The sequence below is a fragment of the Actinoplanes solisilvae genome, from assembly GCF_003999975.1.
GTDB lineage: Bacteria > Actinomycetota > Actinomycetes > Mycobacteriales > Micromonosporaceae > Actinoplanes > Actinoplanes solisilvae.
Genome location: NZ_RJAC01000017.1, coordinates 95,855 through 114,354, shown reverse-complemented (window position 1 = coordinate 114,354; position 18,500 = coordinate 95,855). Strand labels below are relative to the sequence as shown.

Annotated in this window: 21 protein-coding genes; 11 read left to right on the top strand and 10 right to left on the bottom strand. The window is 70.8% G+C overall.

What is annotated here, in order from left to right; translation table 11 throughout:
- Position 1 precedes the first annotated feature (1 nt).
- Positions 2-1,318, top strand: coding sequence for an MFS transporter (locus EER30_RS32695; protein ID WP_127504523.1), 1,317 nt, complete (start codon positions 2-4; stop codon positions 1,316-1,318).
- Here EER30_RS32695 and EER30_RS32690 read toward each other — a convergent pair.
- From EER30_RS32690 to EER30_RS32670, 5 genes are read right to left on the bottom strand one after another with little or no spacing between them, the layout of a single operon-like run.
- On the bottom strand, positions 1,251-1,742 hold the full coding sequence (locus tag EER30_RS32690; RefSeq protein ID WP_164842554.1) for a DUF998 domain-containing protein: 492 nt from the start codon (positions 1,740-1,742) through the stop codon (positions 1,251-1,253). The genes EER30_RS32695 and EER30_RS32690 overlap by 68 nt on opposite strands.
- Positions 1,743-1,760: 18 nt before the next feature.
- Positions 1,761-2,921, bottom strand: coding sequence for an ABC transporter permease (locus EER30_RS32685; RefSeq protein WP_127504521.1), 1,161 nt, complete (start codon positions 2,919-2,921; stop codon positions 1,761-1,763).
- Positions 2,918-3,580 (bottom strand): ABC transporter ATP-binding protein, encoded by a 663-nt coding sequence (locus EER30_RS32680; RefSeq protein ID WP_127504520.1) that lies wholly within the window; start codon positions 3,578-3,580, stop codon positions 2,918-2,920. Before EER30_RS32680 ends, EER30_RS32685 begins: the two co-directional genes overlap by 4 nt.
- Positions 3,577-4,623, bottom strand: coding sequence for a peptidoglycan-binding protein (locus tag EER30_RS32675; RefSeq protein ID WP_127504519.1), 1,047 nt, complete (start codon positions 4,621-4,623; stop codon positions 3,577-3,579). Before EER30_RS32675 ends, EER30_RS32680 begins: the two co-directional genes overlap by 4 nt.
- Positions 4,620-5,183 (bottom strand): hypothetical protein, encoded by a 564-nt coding sequence (locus EER30_RS32670; protein ID WP_127504518.1) that lies wholly within the window; start codon positions 5,181-5,183, stop codon positions 4,620-4,622. Before EER30_RS32670 ends, EER30_RS32675 begins: the two co-directional genes overlap by 4 nt.
- Before the next feature lie 109 nt (positions 5,184-5,292).
- Between EER30_RS32670 and EER30_RS32665 the strand changes: the two genes are divergently transcribed.
- Complete coding sequence (locus EER30_RS32665; RefSeq protein ID WP_127504517.1) at positions 5,293-5,949, top strand: response regulator transcription factor; 657 nt, start codon at positions 5,293-5,295, stop codon at positions 5,947-5,949.
- Complete coding sequence (locus EER30_RS32660; protein WP_127504516.1) at positions 5,946-7,070, top strand: sensor histidine kinase; 1,125 nt, start codon at positions 5,946-5,948, stop codon at positions 7,068-7,070. The genes EER30_RS32665 and EER30_RS32660 overlap by 4 nt, the downstream gene beginning before the upstream one ends.
- Here the strand turns inward: EER30_RS32660 and EER30_RS32655 are convergent.
- Positions 7,048-7,932 (bottom strand): DMT family transporter, encoded by an 885-nt coding sequence (locus EER30_RS32655; RefSeq protein ID WP_127504515.1) that lies wholly within the window; start codon positions 7,930-7,932, stop codon positions 7,048-7,050. The genes EER30_RS32660 and EER30_RS32655 overlap by 23 nt on opposite strands.
- Positions 7,933-8,082: 150 nt before the next feature.
- On the opposite strand from EER30_RS32655, the gene EER30_RS32650 reads away from it, so the two are divergent.
- Together EER30_RS32650 and serA are read left to right on the top strand one after the other, a co-directional pair.
- Complete coding sequence (locus EER30_RS32650; protein WP_127504514.1) at positions 8,083-8,994, top strand: phosphotransferase family protein; 912 nt, start codon at positions 8,083-8,085, stop codon at positions 8,992-8,994.
- A gap of 196 nt (positions 8,995-9,190) precedes the next feature.
- Positions 9,191-10,405, top strand: a complete 1,215-nt coding sequence (serA, locus tag EER30_RS32645; RefSeq protein WP_127504513.1) for a phosphoglycerate dehydrogenase — start codon at positions 9,191-9,193, stop codon at positions 10,403-10,405.
- 45 nt (positions 10,406-10,450) lie between these two features.
- Here serA and EER30_RS32640 read toward each other — a convergent pair whose 3' ends face one another.
- Positions 10,451-11,563: a hypothetical protein gene (locus tag EER30_RS32640; protein ID WP_127504512.1), complete on the bottom strand. Its 1,113-nt coding sequence runs from the start codon at positions 11,561-11,563 to the stop codon at positions 10,451-10,453.
- Between the two features lie 61 nt (positions 11,564-11,624).
- Between EER30_RS32640 and EER30_RS32635 the strand changes: the two genes are divergently transcribed.
- Positions 11,625-11,969 (top strand): hypothetical protein, encoded by a 345-nt coding sequence (locus EER30_RS32635; RefSeq protein WP_127504511.1) that lies wholly within the window; start codon positions 11,625-11,627, stop codon positions 11,967-11,969.
- A 208-nt stretch (positions 11,970-12,177) separates the two neighbouring features.
- On the opposite strand, the gene EER30_RS32630 is transcribed toward EER30_RS32635, so the two are convergent.
- Complete coding sequence (locus EER30_RS32630) at positions 12,178-12,834, bottom strand: response regulator (RefSeq protein ID WP_127504510.1); 657 nt, start codon at positions 12,832-12,834, stop codon at positions 12,178-12,180.
- A gap of 220 nt (positions 12,835-13,054) precedes the next feature.
- Between EER30_RS32630 and EER30_RS32625 the strand changes: the two genes are divergently transcribed.
- The 5 genes from EER30_RS32625 to EER30_RS32605 all read left to right on the top strand — a co-directional run bounded on the left by EER30_RS32625 (position 13,055) and on the right by EER30_RS32605 (position 16,897).
- Entirely contained in the window at positions 13,055-13,531 is a 477-nt protein-coding gene (locus EER30_RS32625) for an AfsR/SARP family transcriptional regulator (RefSeq protein ID WP_127504509.1), read from the top strand.
- Between the two features lie 35 nt (positions 13,532-13,566).
- Positions 13,567-14,160, top strand: a complete 594-nt coding sequence (locus EER30_RS32620; RefSeq protein WP_127504508.1) for a class I SAM-dependent methyltransferase — start codon at positions 13,567-13,569, stop codon at positions 14,158-14,160.
- A gap of 63 nt (positions 14,161-14,223) precedes the next feature.
- Complete coding sequence (locus tag EER30_RS32615) at positions 14,224-14,694, top strand: MarR family winged helix-turn-helix transcriptional regulator (protein WP_240670444.1); 471 nt, start codon at positions 14,224-14,226, stop codon at positions 14,692-14,694.
- On the top strand, positions 14,691-16,406 hold the full coding sequence (locus EER30_RS32610; protein WP_127504507.1) for an MDR family MFS transporter: 1,716 nt from the start codon (positions 14,691-14,693) through the stop codon (positions 16,404-16,406). The genes EER30_RS32615 and EER30_RS32610 overlap by 4 nt, the downstream gene beginning before the upstream one ends.
- Positions 16,407-16,585: 179 nt before the next feature.
- Positions 16,586-16,897, top strand: a complete 312-nt coding sequence (locus EER30_RS32605; RefSeq protein ID WP_127504506.1) for an antibiotic biosynthesis monooxygenase family protein — start codon at positions 16,586-16,588, stop codon at positions 16,895-16,897.
- A 141-nt stretch (positions 16,898-17,038) separates the two neighbouring features.
- Here the strand turns inward: EER30_RS32605 and EER30_RS32600 are convergent, their stop codons facing one another.
- Together EER30_RS32600 and EER30_RS32595 are read right to left on the bottom strand one after the other, a co-directional pair.
- Positions 17,039-17,725 (bottom strand): ANTAR domain-containing protein, encoded by a 687-nt coding sequence (locus EER30_RS32600; RefSeq protein ID WP_240670443.1) that lies wholly within the window; start codon positions 17,723-17,725, stop codon positions 17,039-17,041.
- A gap of 141 nt (positions 17,726-17,866) precedes the next feature.
- Entirely contained in the window at positions 17,867-18,070 is a 204-nt protein-coding gene (locus EER30_RS32595) for a hypothetical protein (RefSeq protein WP_127504505.1), read from the bottom strand.
- Between the last annotated feature and the right edge of the window lie 430 nt (positions 18,071-18,500).

The following is an 18,500-nucleotide window of genomic DNA, read 5'->3' as shown; positions in this document are numbered from 1 at the left end:
CATGACAACTGCCACCACCACCCGTACGCCTCTCATAAAGGTCGTCTTCGCCTCGCTGGTCGGAACCGCCGTCGAGTGGTACGACTTCTTCCTGTACGGCTCCGCCGCCGCGCTCGTGTTCGGCACGCTGTTCTTCCCCACGTCCGAGCCGGCCACCGCGACACTGCTCGCCTTCGGCACGTACGCCCTGGGGTTCGTCGCCCGTCCTCTCGGCGGCATCGTCTTCGGCCACTTCGGTGACCGGGTCGGCCGCAAGAAGATGCTGGTCGTCTCGCTCATGACCATGGGTGTGGCCACGATCGCCATCGGGTTCCTGCCCACGTACGCCACCATCGGCGTCGCGGCTCCGATCCTGCTACTCGTCTGCCGGCTCGCGCAGGGGTTCGCGGTCGGCGGCGAGTGGGGTGGCGCGGTGCTGATGGCAGCCGAGCACGGCGACGACAAGCGGCGCGGCCTCTGGTCGTCGTGGCCGCAGGCGGGTGTCGCGCTGGGCAATCTGCTCGCCACCGGGGTGTTGTGGGTGCTCGCCGCCGTGCAGTCCGAGGAGGCGTTCAACGCGTGGGGCTGGCGCATCCCGTTCCTGCTCAGCGCCGTCCTGGTGATCGTCGGGCTGTGGGTGCGGCTGTCGGTCGAGGAGTCGCCGCTGTTCCTGGCCGCGCGCGACAAAATGACCACCAAACACCAGCCACTTCTCGAGGTGATCCGCCGCTACCCGCGGGAGGTCTTCCTCGCGATGGGCATGCGGCTGGCCGAGAACATCGCGTACTACCTGTTCACGGTCATCTCGATCACTTACCTTACGACGTACGCGGGCAGTTCCTCGGACAAGGCGATGATCCTGAGCGCTCTCTTGATCGGCTCGGTCGTGCAGTTCGCGGTGATCCCGTTGATCGGCGCGTTCTCCGATCGGGTGGGACGGCGTCCGCTCTACCTGGTCGGTGCGGTCGGCGTGGCGATCTGGTCATTCGCCTTCTTCCCCCTGATCGGCAGCCGGTCCGAGGGGCTGATCATTCTGGCCGTGCTGGTCGGCCTGCTGCTTCATTCCCTGATGTACGCCCCGCAGGCGGCCTTCTTCTCCGAATTGTTCGGCACGTCGGTGCGCTACACGGGCGCCTCGGTCGGCTACCAGCTCGCGTCGATCTTCGCCGGGGCGCTGGCGCCGATCATCGCGATCAAACTGCTCGGCAGCACCTCGGATCCCAACCCGACGGCAGTCGCGATCTACATGTCCATCGCCTCGGTGCTCACCGTCATCGCAGTGCTGCTCGCGCGGGAGACCGCCCGCTCGTCGCTGAACCACGACCGCGTCGTCGACTGACCGCCCACCCGGCGATCAGCAGCAGGGTCACCACCTCGGCCAGGCCCAGCATCCGCGCGACCCCGCCCAGCGGGATGGCCCGCCACCAACGCACACCCGTCCAGGGTTCGGTGGCGACCGCCCATAGGATCGGGGTGAAGCACAGCAGCGAGACCACCCCGCCGAACGCGACCCACCTGGCCGCGGCGTCGCGCAACTGGCGCGCCGCGGCCAGCAACGCCGCCACCGGAAGGCTCAGGAGCGCGATCACGCTGGCCACACGGTGGATGTCACCGCTCGCCGACGGGCCGGCCGACCAGTTGTGTTTCTCGACCACACGACCCTGACGAGCCCGGCGATCCAGAGCAGCATCGCCACGGCGGCGCCGCCCCGCATGACCCCGGCCCGCGACGCCGAGGGCGGCGAACAGCGTCACGGTCTTCACCCCACCCAGCGTGCCAGCTCAACCTGACAGTGCCTCCGTGGGTGCAAGCCGCGCCGCCCGGATTGCCGGATAGAGCCCGGCGATCGCCCCGATGACCACGGTCGCCCCGACCCCGCCGGCCAGCGCCCACCAGGGCACCACGGTCGGCCAGGTGCGGGTGGTGGCATAGAGGCCGGTGACCACATAGCCGAGCAGCACCCCGGCCGCCCCCCCGAGCAGCGACAGCAGCAGCGACTCGGCCACGAACTGGGTGCGGACCTGACCTCGGGTGGCGCCCAGGGACCGGCGCAGACCGATCTCGGCCCGTCTTTCCAGCACCGAGATGACCATCGTGTTGGCCACCCCGATGCCGCCGACCAGCAGCGCCACCGCGCCCAGGCCGAGCAGCAGGGCGGTGAACGTGTCGTCGGCGGCGCGACGGGCGGCGAGGGCGTCGGACGGCTTCGAGACCTTGACCTCGTCGGGGCTCGACGGGTTGGCCGTGGGGGCCAGCACCGACCGGACGGCCTCGACCTGGGCGTCGACCGAGCGGGTGTAGACGGTGGTGGGGTGGCCGTCGAACGACAGGTAGGTCGCGGCCGCCTCCCAGCCGACCAGCACCGCGGAATCCAGCTCGGGGGCCAGGGGCACGGGATCGAGCACGCCGGTCACGGTCCACCAGCGACCGTCGATGTAGACCGAGGGCACGTTGCCCAGCCGCCGGGCCGCCGTCGCCCCCAGCACCACTGTCGGATATTTCTGGTTTATCCAGGTGCCCCTGGTCAAAACACCGCCGACTGTCGACAGCAGGTCGGGCGACGCGGCGAGCAGGGCCAACCCGCCGGTCTCGCCGGCCGGGACGCGATCGGTGCGGTAGACCGCCGAAGACACCTTGCCGGTCGCGGTCGCCGACTGCACCGGACCGATACGCCGGATCATCGACACCGACTCGTCGGGCAGCACCGCGTCCTCGCCGAACATCGTCTGACCGGGCGTCACCGTCAACAGGTTGGTGCCCAGGGCGGCCAGCCGCTGGTCGAGGTCGGCGCGGCTCGACGACGAGATGCCGACCACCGCGGTCATGGCGGCGATGCCGATCGCGATGCCGAGGGCCGAGAGCACCGCGCGCAGCGGGCGGGAGCGCAGGCCGTACCCGCCCAGGCGCAGCAGGTCGGAGAGCCGCAGACGGGCCGGTTTCACGCCATCACCTGCCCGTCGCGCATCGGCACCTGGCGGGGCAGACTCTCGGCGATCTCGTGATCGTGGGTGATCACCAGGACCGTCGTGCCGGCCTCGTTCAGCTCGCGCAGCAGCGTGACCACCCCGGCGCCGGAGACCGAGTCGAGGTTCCCGGTCGGTTCGTCGGCCAGCAGCACGGCCGGGTCGCCGGCCACGGCGCGGGCGATCGCGACCCGTTGCCGCTCGCCGCCCGAGAGCTGGTGCGGCTTGTGGGTGAGACGATCTCCCAGACCGACCCGCACCAGCGCGGCCTCGGCCCGCCACTCCCGTTCCTTGCGGGCCACCCCCGTGTAGAGCAGCCCGTCGGCCACGTTGGTGACCGCGTCGCGGCCGGGCGCCAGGTGGAACTGCTGGAACACGAAGCCGATGCGGCGGGCGCGCAGCGCGGAGAGCTGCCGGTCGCTCAACGTGGCCACGTCGTGCCCGTCGATGCGTACGGTGCCGTGGGTGGGCCGGTCGAGCGTGCCGATCAGGTGCAGCATGGTCGACTTGCCCGAGCCCGACGGGCCGACGATGGCGACCAGCTCGCCGTACTCGACGGTCAGATCGACCGACCGCACCGCCGTGACGCCGCCGGGGTACGCCTTCGTGACCCCGGCCAACTCGATGACGGCGCTCACGACGGCATCCCCACGGTGGTGCCCGCCTGGATGCCACCGCCCGACACCTCGACCCGGCCGTCGGCGAACAGACCGGTCTTCACGGCGACGACGCGAGAGCCGGCGGGCTCGACGACCTCGAGTCCGTAGCCGCCCTCGGCCAGCGCGAGCAGCGCCGAGACCGGCACGGTGAGCACGTCGGGCCGCCGCGACGCGACGAAACCGACGCTGACCGCGGCCGCACCCAAACCCTTGGGCGCCTTGGTGAACGAGATGGTGACCTCGAGCGTGGTGGTGTCCTCCTCGTTGCCCTGCCCCTGCTCGACCACCGTCTCGACATTCGTGATCCGCCCGGCGGTGGTGCTGCCGTCGGGCAGCTCGACCTCGACCGCCGCGTTCCGGCCGGCCAGGCGCTGGTCGTCGACGTCGAGCGAGACGGTCGCGACCAGCGCGGTGCCGGCGGTCCGGAACAACTCGGTGCCCGGCTGCACGACCGCGCCGAGTTCCGAGCTCAGCGAGTCGACTCTCACCGGCCCCTTCGCGTACGAGATCTGGCCGCTCTCGACCCGCCCGGTCTCGCTCAACCCGAGGTCGTCCTGCCACTCCTCGACGGCCTCGGCGGTCGAGGACGTGTATTCGTCGTCGACGGTGAACCCGGTGTAGCCGAGGGCGCGCAGGTTCTTCTCGAACTGCAGCACGTCGGCGCCCTCGACCCCGCTCCGCAGGGTGCGATAGGCGGGCAGGGTCCCGTACAGGAGGGGGACGGGTTTGTTGTCGAGGCGGTAGAGCGGCTTACCCCGCGTGATGACGGCGCCGCTCGCGGGCAGGCTGGTGACCGTTCCCGAGTCACGCGCGGCGACCGTGGCCGTGTCGCCGTGACCGAGCGTTCCACCGTGCGATTCGCGGTCGACCAGCGTCTGCTTGGTGACCTCGGTCGTCTCGGCCGGCCCGCTGGCGGCCGAGGCGCCGTCCCCGCTGCCCTCGGCGGGCAGATTGACCAACGCGACCGCGGCGACCGCACCCACGGTGAGCACGCCGGCGACCACTTTTCGGCGGCGGCTCATGCGTTGCCTCCGCCGACCCGCTCCGAATGCTCCTGCCGGCCCTCGGGCAGGTACTGCGAGCACTTCTCCTGGGCCTTGTCGAAGGCGGGCTCGCCCGGACCGGTGCCGAGCTTGCCGCGGTCGAGACTGATCGAGCCGTTGGGCTGCGGGTCCGGGAAGTCGGGCACGCCGTTCTCGCGCATGCACTTCGCCATCTTGCGGGCCATCTCGAGCATCGCCGGATCCATCTCGCCCGGGTCGCCGCCGTCGGGCGCGAACTCCTTGCACGCCTCGCGCGCGGCGTCGAACTTCTTCGGGTCGAGGTCCTTGGGGGTCTTCACGATCGTCCGCCCGTTCGTGTCCGGGTCGGGGAACCACGTCAGCCCCTGCTCCCGCATGCACTGCGCGAACTTGATCGGCGCGTCCTCGTCCCGCTTCTGATCGGGCGTTCTCGAAGGCGCGGCGGACGCGGTCCCGTCCTGCGCGGTCGCCACCCCGCCGCCGTCGTCGGCCTTGGCCCCGCAGCCCGCCGTGGCGAGCAGCAACAGCAGACCGGCGACAACAACCCTTCGCGTACGCATCGTCGTCTCCTCTCGGTAGGTCGCCCCGAGTGAAGCGAGCGCCGGGTTTCGCGGCCGTCAAGGAAAAACGTGACGCCCAGGTGACAGGGCCGCGCGGGAGGATGGGCGGATGCGGATCCTGGTGGTCGAGGACGAGCCGCTGCTCGCCGACGCGGTGGCCCAGGGGCTGCGGCACGACGCGCACGCCGTCGACGTGGTCTATGACGGGGCGGCCGCGCTGGAACGGGTCGGGGTCAACGACTACGACGTCGTGGTGCTCGACCGCGACCTGCCGGCCGTGCACGGCGACGACGTGTGCCGGGCGCTGGTCGAGCGCGAGGGTGACACCCGGGTGCTGATGCTGACCGCCGCGGCCGGCATCGACGACCGGGTCACCGGGCTGTCCCTCGGCGCCGACGACTACCTGCCGAAGCCCTTCGCGTTGCGTGAACTGAGCGCCCGGGTGCTGGCCCTCGGACGGCGTTCCCGGCCGGCCGCGCCCCCGGTGCTGCGCCGGGCCGGCATCAGCCTCGACCCGCACCGGCGCGAGGTCTTCCGCGACGGGCGATACGTTCCGCTCTCCCGCAAGGAGTTCGCCGTGCTGGCCGAGCTGCTGCGCGCCGACGGCACGGCGGTGTCGGCCGAGACCCTGCTCGAAAAGGCGTGGGACGAGAACGCCGACCCGTTCACCCACGCCGTACGCATGACGATCCTGAAGCTGCGCCGCAAGCTCGGCGACCCGCCCGTGGTGCTGACCGAACCGGGAGTGGGGTACCGCATTCCATGAGACTGACCGTGCGAGGCCGGCTCACCCTCGTCTACGGCGGGCTGTTCGTGCTCGCCGGGCTGGTGCTGCTCGGCGTGACCTACGTGCTGGTGTCACAACGACTGCCGACCGTGCTGGCCAAGAGCGAAAGCGTTCTGCCGCCGGGCGGCGTCGCCGGGGGCGTGACCGACCGGGTCGAGATCCGGCGGTTCGTCGAGGGGACCCAGAACGACGCGCTCAAGACGCTGCTGTCCCAGGGGGCGATCGCGCTGCTGGTGGTGAGCGCGGCGGCGATCGCACTGGGCTGGCTGATCGCGGGGCGCATGCTGCACCCGTTGCAGCAGATCACGGCGACGGCCCGGCGCATCGCGGACGCACCCGACGCCGACCGCGGGCTGCACGAGCGGATCGCGCTGAGCGGGCCCACGGACGAGATCAAGCAGCTCGCCGACACGTTCGACATCATGCTGGCCCGGCTCGACCACTCGTTCGACGGGCAGCGCCGCTTCATCGCGAGCGCCTCGCACGAGCTGCGTACGCCGCTGACCCTGAACCGGACGCTGCTGGAGGTGGCGCTGGCCCAGGAGACGGCGTCGGAGCAGGTGCGCCAGCTCGGCACGACCCTGCTGGCGATCAACGACCGGCACGGGCGGCTGATCGACGGCCTGCTGCTGCTGGCCCAGTCGGAACGCCCGGTGGCCGATCGATCCTATGTAGACCTGGCCGACATCGTCGAGCACGTCGCCGTCTCGGACACGGTCAAGGTGGTCACCGAGCCCCACGAGGCGACGGTTGCCGGCAATCCGGTGCTTCTGGAACGCCTGGTGCAGAACCTGGTCGAGAACGGCGTACGCCACAACGTGCCCGCGAACGGCTGGGTGCGCGTCCGCACCGGCATACGTCCCGACGGCTGGGCCGCGCTCGAGGTGACCAACTCGGGCCCGGTCATCCCCCGCTACGAGGTCCCCGGACTCTTCGAGCCCTTCCACCGCTACGGCACGGAACGCCTGCACGCCCCCGGCGCGGGCCTGGGCCTCTCCATCGTGCGAGCCGTAGCCCGGGCCCACGGCGGCGAGGTCCACGCCACCGCCCGCGACGAGGGCGGCCTGACCGTGACCGTCACCCTGCCTCGCGCGCTCTGACCTGTGGCTCGGTTTTCGGGGCACCGGGACCGGCCGAGCCGTTCGAAGCCGACTGGGTGGCGGCGCGGCGGGCCAGGCCGATGACGCCGAGGGTCATGACGACGGCGGCGAAGGCGACCACGACCAGGCCGGCGGGGCCGAAGCGGAAGCCCTCGTCGAAGACGACCACGCCGGCGATCGCGGCGACGATCGGGTTGCTGACGCTGACCGTGGCCAGCGGGGCGGCCAGGCCCGCGCGGCCGTAGGAGAGCTGGCTGAGCAGGTAGCCGCCGGTCGAGAAGATGAGCACGGCGATCAGGGCCAGCGGCGACATCGAGCCGAAGCCGCCGTCGGTGTAGGAGGCCAGCACGGCCTTGGACAGCACCGAGGCGATGCCGAACGCCGTACCCGCGGCCGCGGCGAGCAGCACCGAGCGCACGCGGGGCCCGGCCCGCCAGGCGGCCAGCGCCAGCACCAGCACGACCGCGAGCGTGATCAGCGAGAGGCGGCGGTCGGCGGGCTCGGTGAGCGTCACCTGCTTGGACGACTCGACCGACAGCGACAGGATCAGCGCGAGGCCGACCACGGTGAGCACGGCGTCGCCCCAGGCGGCCTTGCCGATCGGGGTGCGGAAGCGCACGGCGGCGATCGGCAGCGCGAAGAGCAGGGTCAGCGTGCCCAGCGCCTGCACCACCGCGACCGTGCCGAAATTGAGGGCGACCACGTGCAGCGCGACACCGAGGCCGGTGAGCAGCAGGGCGACGGCCCAGCGAGCCAGGCCGCGCTGGCCGTTCTCGGCCAGGCGTTCCTGGGCGACGGCCGCGGCCGCATAGCTGGCCGCGGACAACACCGACAACGCGACCGCCCACCCCAGCGACGCCATTTGTTGCACCCCCTCTGGCGAGTCTGCCAGACCCGCACCCCGGGTCGGCCCGTGTCGACCCTCACGTAGCGCGGCCGTGCACTCACTCTGCCGCGGGGGTACGACATAAATCGTTTCGCTGGGAGCGCTGCCTGCTGCCACGATCGGCTGATGGTGCCGGCGGCCGGAGTGAGGATCGGGTGGCGCGATCTGCCCGCCGACGTCCGCGGGCGGATCGAGGAGATCGTCGGCGGCCGGGTGGTCGAGGCGGTCTCCCAGTCCGGCGGGTTCTCCCCCGGCACAGCCGACCGGGTGGTCACGGCCGACGGACGGCGCGCTTTCGTCAAGGCGGTCACCCCGGCGCTCAACGAACGGTCAGCCGAGCTGGCCCGGCAGGAGACGCGGATCACGTCGGCCCTGCCCGGCCACGTCCCGGCGCCGCGGGTGCTGGGCGCCTTCGACGACGGCGATTGGGTGGTGCTGGTCCTGGAGGACGTCGAGGGCGCTCACCCCCGTACGCCTTGGGCCGAGGCCGACATCGACGCGGCCGTGACCGCCCTCGCCCAACTGGCCGACGCTCTTACCCCGGCGCCGTTAGCCGTGCCGGACGTGACCGACCAGATCGCCGACGGCTTCGGCGGCTGGCGCCGGCTGGCCGAAGATCAGCCGGCCGACCTCGATCCGTGGGCCGCCGGACGCCTGCCCGAGCTGATCGCGGCGGCCGGGCGAGGGCTGGCCGCGACCCGCGGCGGCGACACGCTCGCGCACTACGACATCCGCGCCGACAACATGCTGCTGCGTCCCGACGGCCGGGTGGTGATCGTGGACTGGCCGTGGGGCTGCACCGCGCCCGCCTGGTTCGACCGGGTGCTGCTGGCACTCAACGTCACCGTGCACGGCGGCGATCCCGAACGGGTGATCGGCGACCTCGACCGGCGGATCGTCGTCGACCTGTTCGCCGGTTTCGCCGGTCTGTTCCGTGACGCCTCGCGCCGGCCACCGCCGCCCTCACTCCCGTCCGTGCGGGCCTTCCAGCGATGGCAGGCCGACGCCCTGCTGCCCTGGCTGCGTCACGAACTTTGAGGCCACGCCGCGGAACCCATCGAGGTGAACCGAAGAACGGTCACCTCCGTACCAGAGGCCGCCGGACCCGGCCGTCGCACCAGTTGGGAGGTCGAGCACACCCTCCGAGGGCCGGCGGTCCCGAGCACTAGTCTGGGTAGTCGGGCTTCGGCGTGGCGGCCCGGACCGGCCACAAACCCACACGGAACGGAACAAGATGAGCGACCAGGCCAAGGTGCGAGTCCTTCTGCTGGAGAGCATCCACCCCGACGCGGTGTCCCGGCTCGAGTCGAGCGGATACGAGGTCGAGTCCGTCCGCAACGCCCTTGACGAGTCCGAGCTGATCGCCCGCATCCGGGGCGTCCACCTGCTCGGCATCCGCTCCAAGACCCAGGTCACGGCCAAGGTGCTGGAGGCGGCCGACAGCCTCGTCGCGATCGGCGCGTTCTGCATCGGCACCGACCAGATCGACCTGACCGCCGCCTCGGCGAACGGTGTCGCGGTGTTCAACGCACCGTTCTCCAACACCCGCTCGGTCGTCGAGCTGGCCATCGCCGAGATCATCTCGATGACCCGCCGGCTCACCGAGAAGAACGCGCTGATGCACTCCGGCGTGTGGGACAAATCAGCCGAGGGCGCCCACGAGATCCGCGGCCGTCGCCTCGGCATCATCGGGTACGGCAACATCGGCACCCAGTTGTCGGTGCTCGCCGAGAACCTCGGCATGTACGTGTCCTTCTACGACACGGCCGACAAGCTCGCGCTCTCCAACGCCCACCGCTGCGCCTCGATCGAGGAGCTGCTCGAGACCAGCGACGTCGTTACGATCCACGTCGACGGCCGCCCCGGCAACGCCGGCTTCTTCGGCGCCGAGCAGTTCAAGCGCATGCGCGAGGGCGCACTGTTTCTCAACCTGTCGCGCGGCATCGTCGTCGACCACGTGGCGCTGCGTGAGGCGCTCGAGAGCGGCCACCTCGCGGGGGCGGCCGTCGACGTGTTCCCGACCGAGCCCAAGGGCCGCGGCGACGAGTTCGTCAGCGAGCTGCGCGGCCTGCCCAACGTCATCCTCACGCCGCACATCGGCGGTTCGACCGAGGAGGCGCAGTCCGACATCGGCGGCTTCGTCGCGAACAAGCTGGCCTCGTTCGTCGAGGACGGCAACACCACACTCAGCGTCAACCTGCCCGGCGTCGCGCTGCCCGAGCAGGCCGGCCAGAGCCGCATCGGCCACGTGCACATCAACACCCCGGGCGTACTGGCCCAGGTCAACAGCATCCTGGCCGAGCACAAGGTCAACGTGGAGGGCCAGCTCCTGAGCACCCGCGGCGAGTACGGATACCTGATCACCGACATCAGCGGCGGCTTCAGCGACGAGGTGCTCGACCGGCTGCGCGCGATGGAGCAGACCGTACGCCTCCGCGTGCTCTCCTGATCGTCCGGTTCGAGGGGGTGCCGGCTCGGCGCCCCCTCGATCGGGTCAGGCGTTCTCGACGGTCAGCGCCATGATCGGGGCGCCCGCGCCGATGTCGTAGCGGTTCGGGACCGACCAGTTCTTCGGGGTCAGCGTCGAGCCGGGCTTCACGTCGCGCAGCGTGCGGTTGCCGGCCACCACGGTCTGGACGCCCCCGCCGACCTTGACCCGCACCGGGCTGCCGGCGGGCGAACGAACAGTCAGCTTCTCGACCGCGCCGTTGATCTTGATCGGCACGGTGCCGGACGGCCGGGCCAGCGTCAATTGCCCGCTACGCGTCCCCGCGACCATCTCGATGCCGGTGACCTGACCGCCGCTGAGGTCGATGATCTGCTGCTCGGCATAGCCGGACAGGCGCAGCGCCCAGCGCACCTTGGCCGCCAGCACGATGTCGATCTCGCCGCCGGTGCCGTCGCCGTCGCGGCTGACCTGCAGCTTCACATCGTCGTTGCGGATCGACGGGCTGGGCAGGAAGCCGGCGTCCTCGGGGGTCGAAATGCGGTAGAGGTCTTCGCCGAGCTCGCCGATCGTGATGTTGACCTTGTTGCTGGCCGCGAGCAGCTCGAAGCTGGCCTGGCTGCGGTTGTCGAGCGGCGCGGTGGCGGTGCGCTTGCCCGAGTCGCCGGCGCCGAGCTGCAGTACGGAGTCGAGCTTGTCGTCAGCGCCGGTGAAGTAGACGACGCCCACGACCCCGCCGGCGATCAGGACGACGAGGCTGAGCAGCACGATGCCGACGGTGACGCCCCGCGACTGGCGCCGCGGCTCGGGGATCTCGCCCGCACGGGCCGGGGGCGTCGCCGGGCTGACCGGCTCGGAGTCCACATCGAGGAAGCGCCGGAACTCGCCGGTGTCGGCCGCACGGCGGAACTCACCGGTATCAGCGCGGCGGTATTCACCCGTGTCGGCGCGGCGGAACTCACCCGTGTCGGCGCGGCGCTGCGAACCGGTGTCGGCGCGGCGCTGCGAACCCGTGTCGGCCCGGCGCTGGGAGCCGGTGTCGGTATCGGCGACGCGCCATGACGAGCCGGTGTCGGTGCCGGTCTCCGCGTCGGAGCGGCGTCGCTCCTCCCCGGCGTTCGGGTCGTAGGCGCGCCGGACCGGGAGATCGGAGGGGCTCATCCGGGTCGGCCACGCGGACGTCGACGGGGCAGCCGCCTGTGGGTGGGAGCCGGACGAGGAATTGGGCGGTGTCGTCCACGGCGACGCGCCCGGGTCCGATTCCGGCCACCCGGACGGCGCGGGCGGCGCGGGCGGTTCGGCTGCGGACGCGGACCACGTGCCGGCCGTCAGCTCGCGCGGGGTTCTCGCCGAGGGCGGCGACGCGGGAGCGGCCGGCGACGTCGGGGACGCCGGGTGGCGTACGGGAGAAATCGGGCTGGACGTGAAGCCGAAGGACGCTCGGCTGGAGTTGCCCGGCGAGGTCTGGCTCTCGTCGGCCGGCGTCTCGGGCTGGGCTGTCTCAGGTTCGGCGCCACCGAACCACGCCGGGTCGGCCGCCTCCGGACGGGCCGGTGGCCGCCGGTAGACGGTGTCGCGGGAACCGCCGCCTGGCGATCCCGGTGTCGACGGCTCGGCCACCGCCACATCGGACGGTGTACCACCAGCCGCTGCTCGGTCAGCTGCTGCTCGGTCCACGCGAAACCCTTCCCCTGTCGGCGCCGATTCGCGCCCTCCCCGCAACAGGTACGGATTTCACGTCTTCCCGGATGAGTGTCGAGCGGAACTACTTAGAGTCACTGCCGACCGGGGCGCACCAGACCACGACGTGTGGCGATCGCCACAGCTTCGAGCTGGCTGTGGGCGCCGAGCTTGGCGAGCACGGCCTTCACGTAGCCGCGGCACGTGTGCAGGCTGATGCCGAGCCGGCGGGCGATGGCCCGCGCGTCGAGCCCGGCCGCCATGAGTTGAAGAACCTCGTCCTCACGGGCGGTGAGGCCGCCGCCGCGCGGGCCGACCACCGGGCTGGTGCTGCGCAGCAGCCGGGCGAGGATGTCGGTGGAGACGGTCATGCCGCCGCCGTGCGCGGTACGCAGCGCGTTCAGCACGTCGCCGAGGGCACCGTTCTTCGAGAGGAAACCGGCCGCGCCCGCCGCGGTGGCCCGGCCGACGAGCGCCGACTCATCGCTGGCAGTGAGGATCACCACACGAGTGTCGGGTTGCCGCACTCGGAGCAGCTCAGCGATCGCAATTCCGTCCGCATCGGACAAATCAGGGTCGAGCAGGATCACGTTGGGACGCAGCTCGGCGGCGAGCCGCAGAGCCTCCGCACCGGTCAGCGCGTGCCCCACATATTCCAGGTCAGGCTGGCCCGCCAGCGCATGTCCGAGCAGCTCGGCAAACGTCTGGTGGCCGTCGACGACGAGCACGCTGATCGCATCGCCGTTACTCATGAGCCACCTTTCACCGGATCCGACCGTGGCAGTCTAAGGAGTACCAGCTCTCATCTTTGCCCTACCAACAGGCTGGTGGTGCACCGGCCCGGTTCGCGTCCAGCGGTACGCCCGATGAACGGATGAGGCCGAGCGGCCGCTATAACCAGTCTTTCGGGTGAGGCCACCCCTCGCATTGGGGCTTGCTGCCTTGACTCCCACACCCGCAGAGTTCCGAAACATGTTCGACATCCAGCTCTTCGGCCCCGTCGAGGTCCGGACCAGGGGCGTCGTCCTGGCCGGAACTGATTTCGGCGGCGACCAACCGCGTCACCTCCTGGCCCTGCTCGCTTTGCGCGGCGAGATGTCCACGTCGGAACTGGCCGGCATGCTGGGAGAAAAGAAGAACAGTGTCGAAAGCGACATGTCGGTCCTCCGTGACCGACTGGAGCCCGGCGCGGCGCCCCGAGACTCGGTCGTACGGCGTGAGGGCAGCCGATGGTCGCTCGACCCGGACCGCGTACGGGTCGATGTCGCGCGCTTCGACGAACTCGTCGCCGCGGCCGCGAGCCGCCCCGCCGACCGGGCCGTCAAACCGCTGACCGCCGCGTCCTACGTCGCCGCCCGCCCGCTGCTCGAAGACGAGAACCAGCCCTGGGCCACCGAGGCCCGCGCCGAGTACCGCGCGAAACTCGCGACCACGCGGTTGGCCGCCTAACGCCACCACGGCTTTCGACCGCGCAGAATCGCTGGGTGCAGACCACTCTTCGCCCGGTTCCGTTGACGCCGGAGATCTCGCTCTACCTGGCCGACGACGCGACCGGGCTGTTCGACGCGTCCGGCGGCGAGTTCCGCAGCGACGAGCCGCCGCCTTTCTGGGCTTTTGTCTGGGCGGGCGGTCAGGCCCTGGCCCGTTATGTGCTCGATCATCCGCGGACGGTCGAGGGGAAGCGCGTCCTCGATCTCGCGACCGGCAGCGGCATCGCCGCCATCGCCGCAGGCCGGGCCGGCGCCGCCGAGGTCAGCGCGACCGACCTCGACCCGGCCGCCGTGGCCGCTACCCGCCGCAACTTCGCGGCCAACGATCTCACCCTGCGTGACGAGCTCACGGCACGGCCGGACGTCCTGCTGGCCGGGGACGTCTTCTACAGCCCCACCGTGGCAGCCGAGATGAGCGCCCGGCTGCGGGCCGCGCGGCGCGAGGGCACGGTCGTGCTGGTCGGCGACCCGGGCCGTGGCTACTTCCCCGAACGCCTCTTCGAGCGGGTCGCCGAATTCGACGTACCCGTGCCCGCTGTTCTCGAGGAGACCGAATCTCTGGTCACCGGCGTGTGGCGGATGCGCTGATACGTTCATCGACCAACCAGTTGTAGTCTGCACGCATCATTGCTCTTCTCACCGAGGCAGATCGTGCGCGAATCAGACATTCCCGATGACATCCCCCGGCTGGCCGACGAACTTGTACGGTTCGCCCGGCTCATGACCCGAGCCAGGAGCATGCTCAATGTCGGGGATCTTGGTGCGGAGTTCTCCGCGCTTCTGCTGCTCTTCCCGCTGCGTCACCGCGGTCCCCTGCGGGCGACCGATCTCGCCGAGATCAAACAGGCCGATCCCTCGACGATCAGCCGGCAGGTCGCCCAGCTCGTCAAGGCCGGTCTGGCCCGTCGCGAGGCCGACCCCGAGGACGGCCGCGCCACCCGGCTGGCGATCACCGAGGCCGGCCTGGTCGCCGTCGAGCGGCTCGAACAGCGGCGCCACGCCTGGCTGAGCGAGACATTGAACGACTGGCCACCAGGACGGGCCGCCGAATTCGCCGGCCTCTTCGCAGAATTCAACAGCTCGGTCGAGGCCCACCTCGCCACCCCACGGGAGAACTCGTGAGCGACACCAAACCCGAAGCAGCGCCCGGGGAATTCACCCACCGCCAGATCCTGACGATCCTGGCCGGCCTCATGATGGGCATGTTCCTGGCCGCCCTCGACCAGACGATCATGGCGACCGCCACCCGCACCATCGCGGACGACCTGCACGGCTTCGACATTCAGGCATGGGCCACCACGGCCTTCCTGATCACGTCGACGATCTCGACGCCGCTCTACGGCAAGCTTTCCGACATCTACGGACGACGCCCGTTCTTCCTGTTCGCGATCGGCATTTTCGTCGTCGGCTCGTTCCTCTGCGGCATGTCCCAGAACATGTACGAACTGGCGGCGTTCCGGGCCATTCAGGGCATCGGCGCCGGCGGCCTGATGTCGCTGGCGCTCGCCATCATCGGCGACATCGTCCCGCCCCGCGAGCGCGCCAAATACCAGGGCTACTTCCTGGCCGTCTTCGGCACCGCGAGCGTGCTCGGCCCGATCATGGGCGGCTTCTTCGCGGGCGCCGACAGCATCCTGTGGCTCGACGGCTGGCGCTGGGTGTTCTACCTGAACGTCCCGATCGGCATCGCGGCCATGATCGTCGTAGCGCGCGTGCTGCACCTGCCCCACCACCGCGTCAACCACCGCATCGACTGGCCCGGCGCGGTCGCGCTGATCGTCGGCCTGGTGCCGCTGCTGACCGTCGCCGAACAGGGGCGTACGTGGGGCTGGGACTCGGGTCGCGCGTTCCTCTGCTACATCATCGGCGCGATCGGGCTGGTGGCCTTCGTGCTCATCGAGCGCGCCTACGGCGACGAGGCACTGCTGCCGATCCGGCTGTTCCGCAACCGTACGATCGCCGTCGGCGCGACCTCGAGCACGATCCTCGGCATGGCCATGTTCGGCGGCCTCATGACGGTCCCGCTCTACCTGCAGATCGTGAAGGGATCGTCGGCAACGCTGGCCGGCCTCCAGATGATCCCGTTCGTCTTCGGCATCATGTCCGGCTCGATCATCTCGGGTCAGCTGATCGCCCGTACGGGTCGTTACCGCATCTTCCCGATCATCGGCAGCACGCTGATGGTGGCCTCGCTCGGCCTGTTCGCCACGATCGGCGCCGACACCCCGCTCTGGCGCGTCATGCTGATCATGGTGCTGATGGGTCTCGGCCTGGGCGGCAACATGCAGCCGATGATCACCGCGGTGCAGAACGCGGTGTCGCCCCGCGAGATCGGCGTGGCGACCAGCTCGGTGACGTTCTTCCGCTCGATGGGCGGCACGCTGGGCACGGCCGTCTTCCTGTCGGTCCTCTTCAACGTCCTGCCGGGCAAGATCGGCAGCGCGTTCCAGACCGCGGAGCGTACGCCGGAATTCCAGGCGGCACTGGCGGCGGACCCGAACCAGGCCGCGGAACTGCGGCAGGCGACGGGCGGGGACGCGCTGAGCGACACGTCGTTCCTCAACCGGCTCTCGGACGTGGTGGCGCACCCGTTCAAGGTGGGCTTCTCCGACGGCATCCAGATCGTGTTCCTGCTGGCGCTGGCCGTAATGGTGATCGGGTTGATCGTGGTGTTCTTCCTGCCGGAGATCCCGCTCAGCATGCGCTCGGCCCAGCAGCAGCGGGCCGACGACATTCTGGCCGCCGAGAACAGCATGGGTGTTCCGGGCGAGGTGGGAGCGGGTCCGCTGCGCGACGAGGCGACGCCTGCGGACGGCACTTCGAAGTCCCGATAGACGTGCCCGTCCGCCTCTTCGGGGCGGGCGGGCCGTTGTCCACAGCCCGGCCTGAGGCGTTGTCCACGGCGCGGTCGCGGGCGTTGTCCACGGCGCGGTCGCGGGCGTTGTCCACAGGCCCGGCGCAGCGTTGTCCACAGCCCCCAAACACGCCGCCGTGGAGGCAGTAGCGTTGCGGCATGGCTGTTGTGAAGATCAACGCGATTGAGGTTCCCGAGGGTGCCGGGCCCGAGCTCGAGAAACGGTTCGCGGCGCGGCAGGGGGCCGTGGAAAACGCGCCGGGGTTCCTCGCTTTCGAGCTCTTGCGGCCGGTGGGCGGCGAGACGCGCTACTTCGTCTACACGAAGTGGGAGTCGGAAGAGGCATTCCAGGCCTGGTCGGCGGGCAGCGGCCGGGCGGCCCACTCGGGCGAACGGGCCAAGCCGGTCGCCAGCGGAGCCTCGCTGCTCGAGTTCGAGGTGATCCAGCACGCCGAGAAACCCACCGACTAACGGCGGCCGCGGGCGTCCGACCGGTGTGGCGTCCGACCGGTGTGGCGTCCGACCGGTGTGGCGTCCGACCGGTGTGGCGTCCGGACGGTCTGACGGTCTGACGGTCGACCGTCTGGCGTCTGGCGGTCTGGCGTCTGGCCGTCAGGCGTTGCGAGCGGCTACGGCGATCAGGCGATCGGCGACGGCGTGGCGGTCTAGTCCCAGGCGCTGGGCGGTGTCGCGCAGCACGTCGTAGGCCTCCTGCACGCCGCAGCCGCGCTGGGCGATGATCACGCCGATGGCCCGGTCGACCGCCGCGCCGGAGCTCTGCACATCGCGGCGCCGCAGCTCGTCCAGGAGGACCTCGGACTGGTTGGCCAGGGCCATCGCGGTGAGCAGCAGGTCGGCACCGGGGGCGTCGGGCGTGTCGAAATACAGGCTCAGGGCGCCCACCTCAGCCCGCGGCAGGTCGAGCGGGATGGCGGCCACGGCATGCACGCCCTCGGCCCGCGCCGCCTCGATCAGGTCGGGCCAGCGGGCGTCGGCGGCGAGATCCGGCGCGGTGATCATCGTGCGGGAGCGGGCGGAGTCCAGCCCCGGGCCGATGGTTGCCTCGGCGTACTGGATCCGGTCGATCGCCGTACCGGCGCTGCCGTAGCCGACGTGGGTCAGCGGACCGCCCTCGCCGATCAGCACGATCGAGCAGCGGACGACACCGGGCACAGCGCCGGCCGCGAAGACGGCCAGCCGTTCCAGAGCCTGGGCGAAGCTGTTGGACGAAAGCAGTCGAGCGGTGAGCTCGTGCAGCAGGCCCGCCAGTTCCACGGGGTGCGGGCCGACGGGTTCCACCGGTCGGGCCACGGAACGGGTACGCCGCGGACGGGTCACCACTCGGGCGGGACCGCGGTCCGGGGACGAAACCCGGCGATATGGGGCAGGCACGCCGGGCATCCTGCCATGACCATCGACGATCACGTAAGTCTTGTGCCTCTACCGAGTGGTTTCGCCGGGTTCTACGGTCTCGTCCGACCGGCGGCGCTCCAGGAACGAGTCGGGCGCGGCCTCGGGATCGTCCTCGCGTTCGTCGGACTCCTCGAGAATCGCCTCGGCCTGCGCGCGGGGGTCCGCGCTTCCGGAAGCCAACTCTTCGGGCAGCAGGTCAGCAGCCCGCCGCCCGATCCGGTCATCACTCATGCGAGATCAACTACCCGCCCTCACAACACCAAAAACGTGAGCCGGACCCCACAAACCGCCACACCGCCGCAGAAACCCGGAGCCACGGCCGGTCGACGGGAGGCGGAGAGGCCACGCGAGGCGGAAAGGCCACGCGAGGCGGAAAGGCCACGCGAGGCGGAGGCGAGGGCTCCGGGTAAAGGAGCGCCGCCCTCGGCTAAGCCGGGGGCGGCGCGGGTGTCGGAGTGCAGGTCGCCTCGCGGCGAGTGGCTCAGCACGGCTCCAGCCGAACGGTATTCCGTGCAGGCAATGGGTGAGGCCCGGGGACACTGGGCACTACCGACACCTGTCCACAACGATCGGAACCCCACGCCGATTCCATCAGCGAATGTGACGCCGACCACAGCGTTTGCGCCGAGATCGACCGGGTAGCCGGAGCGGCGAGCCGACA

Bases quoted from the DNA above. Each gene is read 5' to 3' on its own strand.
- EER30_RS32655 (WP_127504515.1), bottom strand. From the start codon at position 7,932: ATGGCGTCGCTGGGGTGGGCGGTCGCGTTGTCGGTGTTGTCCGCGGCC.
- EER30_RS32665 (WP_127504517.1), top strand. From the start codon at position 5,293: ATGCGGATCCTGGTGGTCGAGGACGAGCCGCTGCTCGCCGACGCGGTG.
- EER30_RS32595 (WP_127504505.1), bottom strand. From the start codon at position 18,070: ATGAGTGATGACCGGATCGGGCGGCGGGCTGCTGACCTGCTGCCCGAA.
- EER30_RS32670 (WP_127504518.1), bottom strand. From the start codon at position 5,183: ATGCGTACGCGAAGGGTTGTTGTCGCCGGTCTGCTGTTGCTGCTCGCC.
- EER30_RS32650 (WP_127504514.1), top strand. From the start codon at position 8,083: ATGGTGCCGGCGGCCGGAGTGAGGATCGGGTGGCGCGATCTGCCCGCC.
- EER30_RS32605 (WP_127504506.1), top strand. From the start codon at position 16,586: ATGGCTGTTGTGAAGATCAACGCGATTGAGGTTCCCGAGGGTGCCGGG.
- EER30_RS32630 (WP_127504510.1), bottom strand. From the start codon at position 12,834: ATGAGTAACGGCGATGCGATCAGCGTGCTCGTCGTCGACGGCCACCAG.
- EER30_RS32660 (WP_127504516.1), top strand. From the start codon at position 5,946: ATGAGACTGACCGTGCGAGGCCGGCTCACCCTCGTCTACGGCGGGCTG.
- EER30_RS32640 (WP_127504512.1), bottom strand. From the start codon at position 11,563: ATGAGCCCCTCCGATCTCCCGGTCCGGCGCGCCTACGACCCGAACGCC.
- serA (WP_127504513.1), top strand. From the start codon at position 9,191: ATGAGCGACCAGGCCAAGGTGCGAGTCCTTCTGCTGGAGAGCATCCAC.
- EER30_RS32625 (WP_127504509.1), top strand. From the start codon at position 13,055: ATGTTCGACATCCAGCTCTTCGGCCCCGTCGAGGTCCGGACCAGGGGC.
- EER30_RS32695 (WP_127504523.1), top strand. From the start codon at position 2: ATGACAACTGCCACCACCACCCGTACGCCTCTCATAAAGGTCGTCTTC.
- EER30_RS32675 (WP_127504519.1), bottom strand. From the start codon at position 4,623: ATGAGCCGCCGCCGAAAAGTGGTCGCCGGCGTGCTCACCGTGGGTGCG.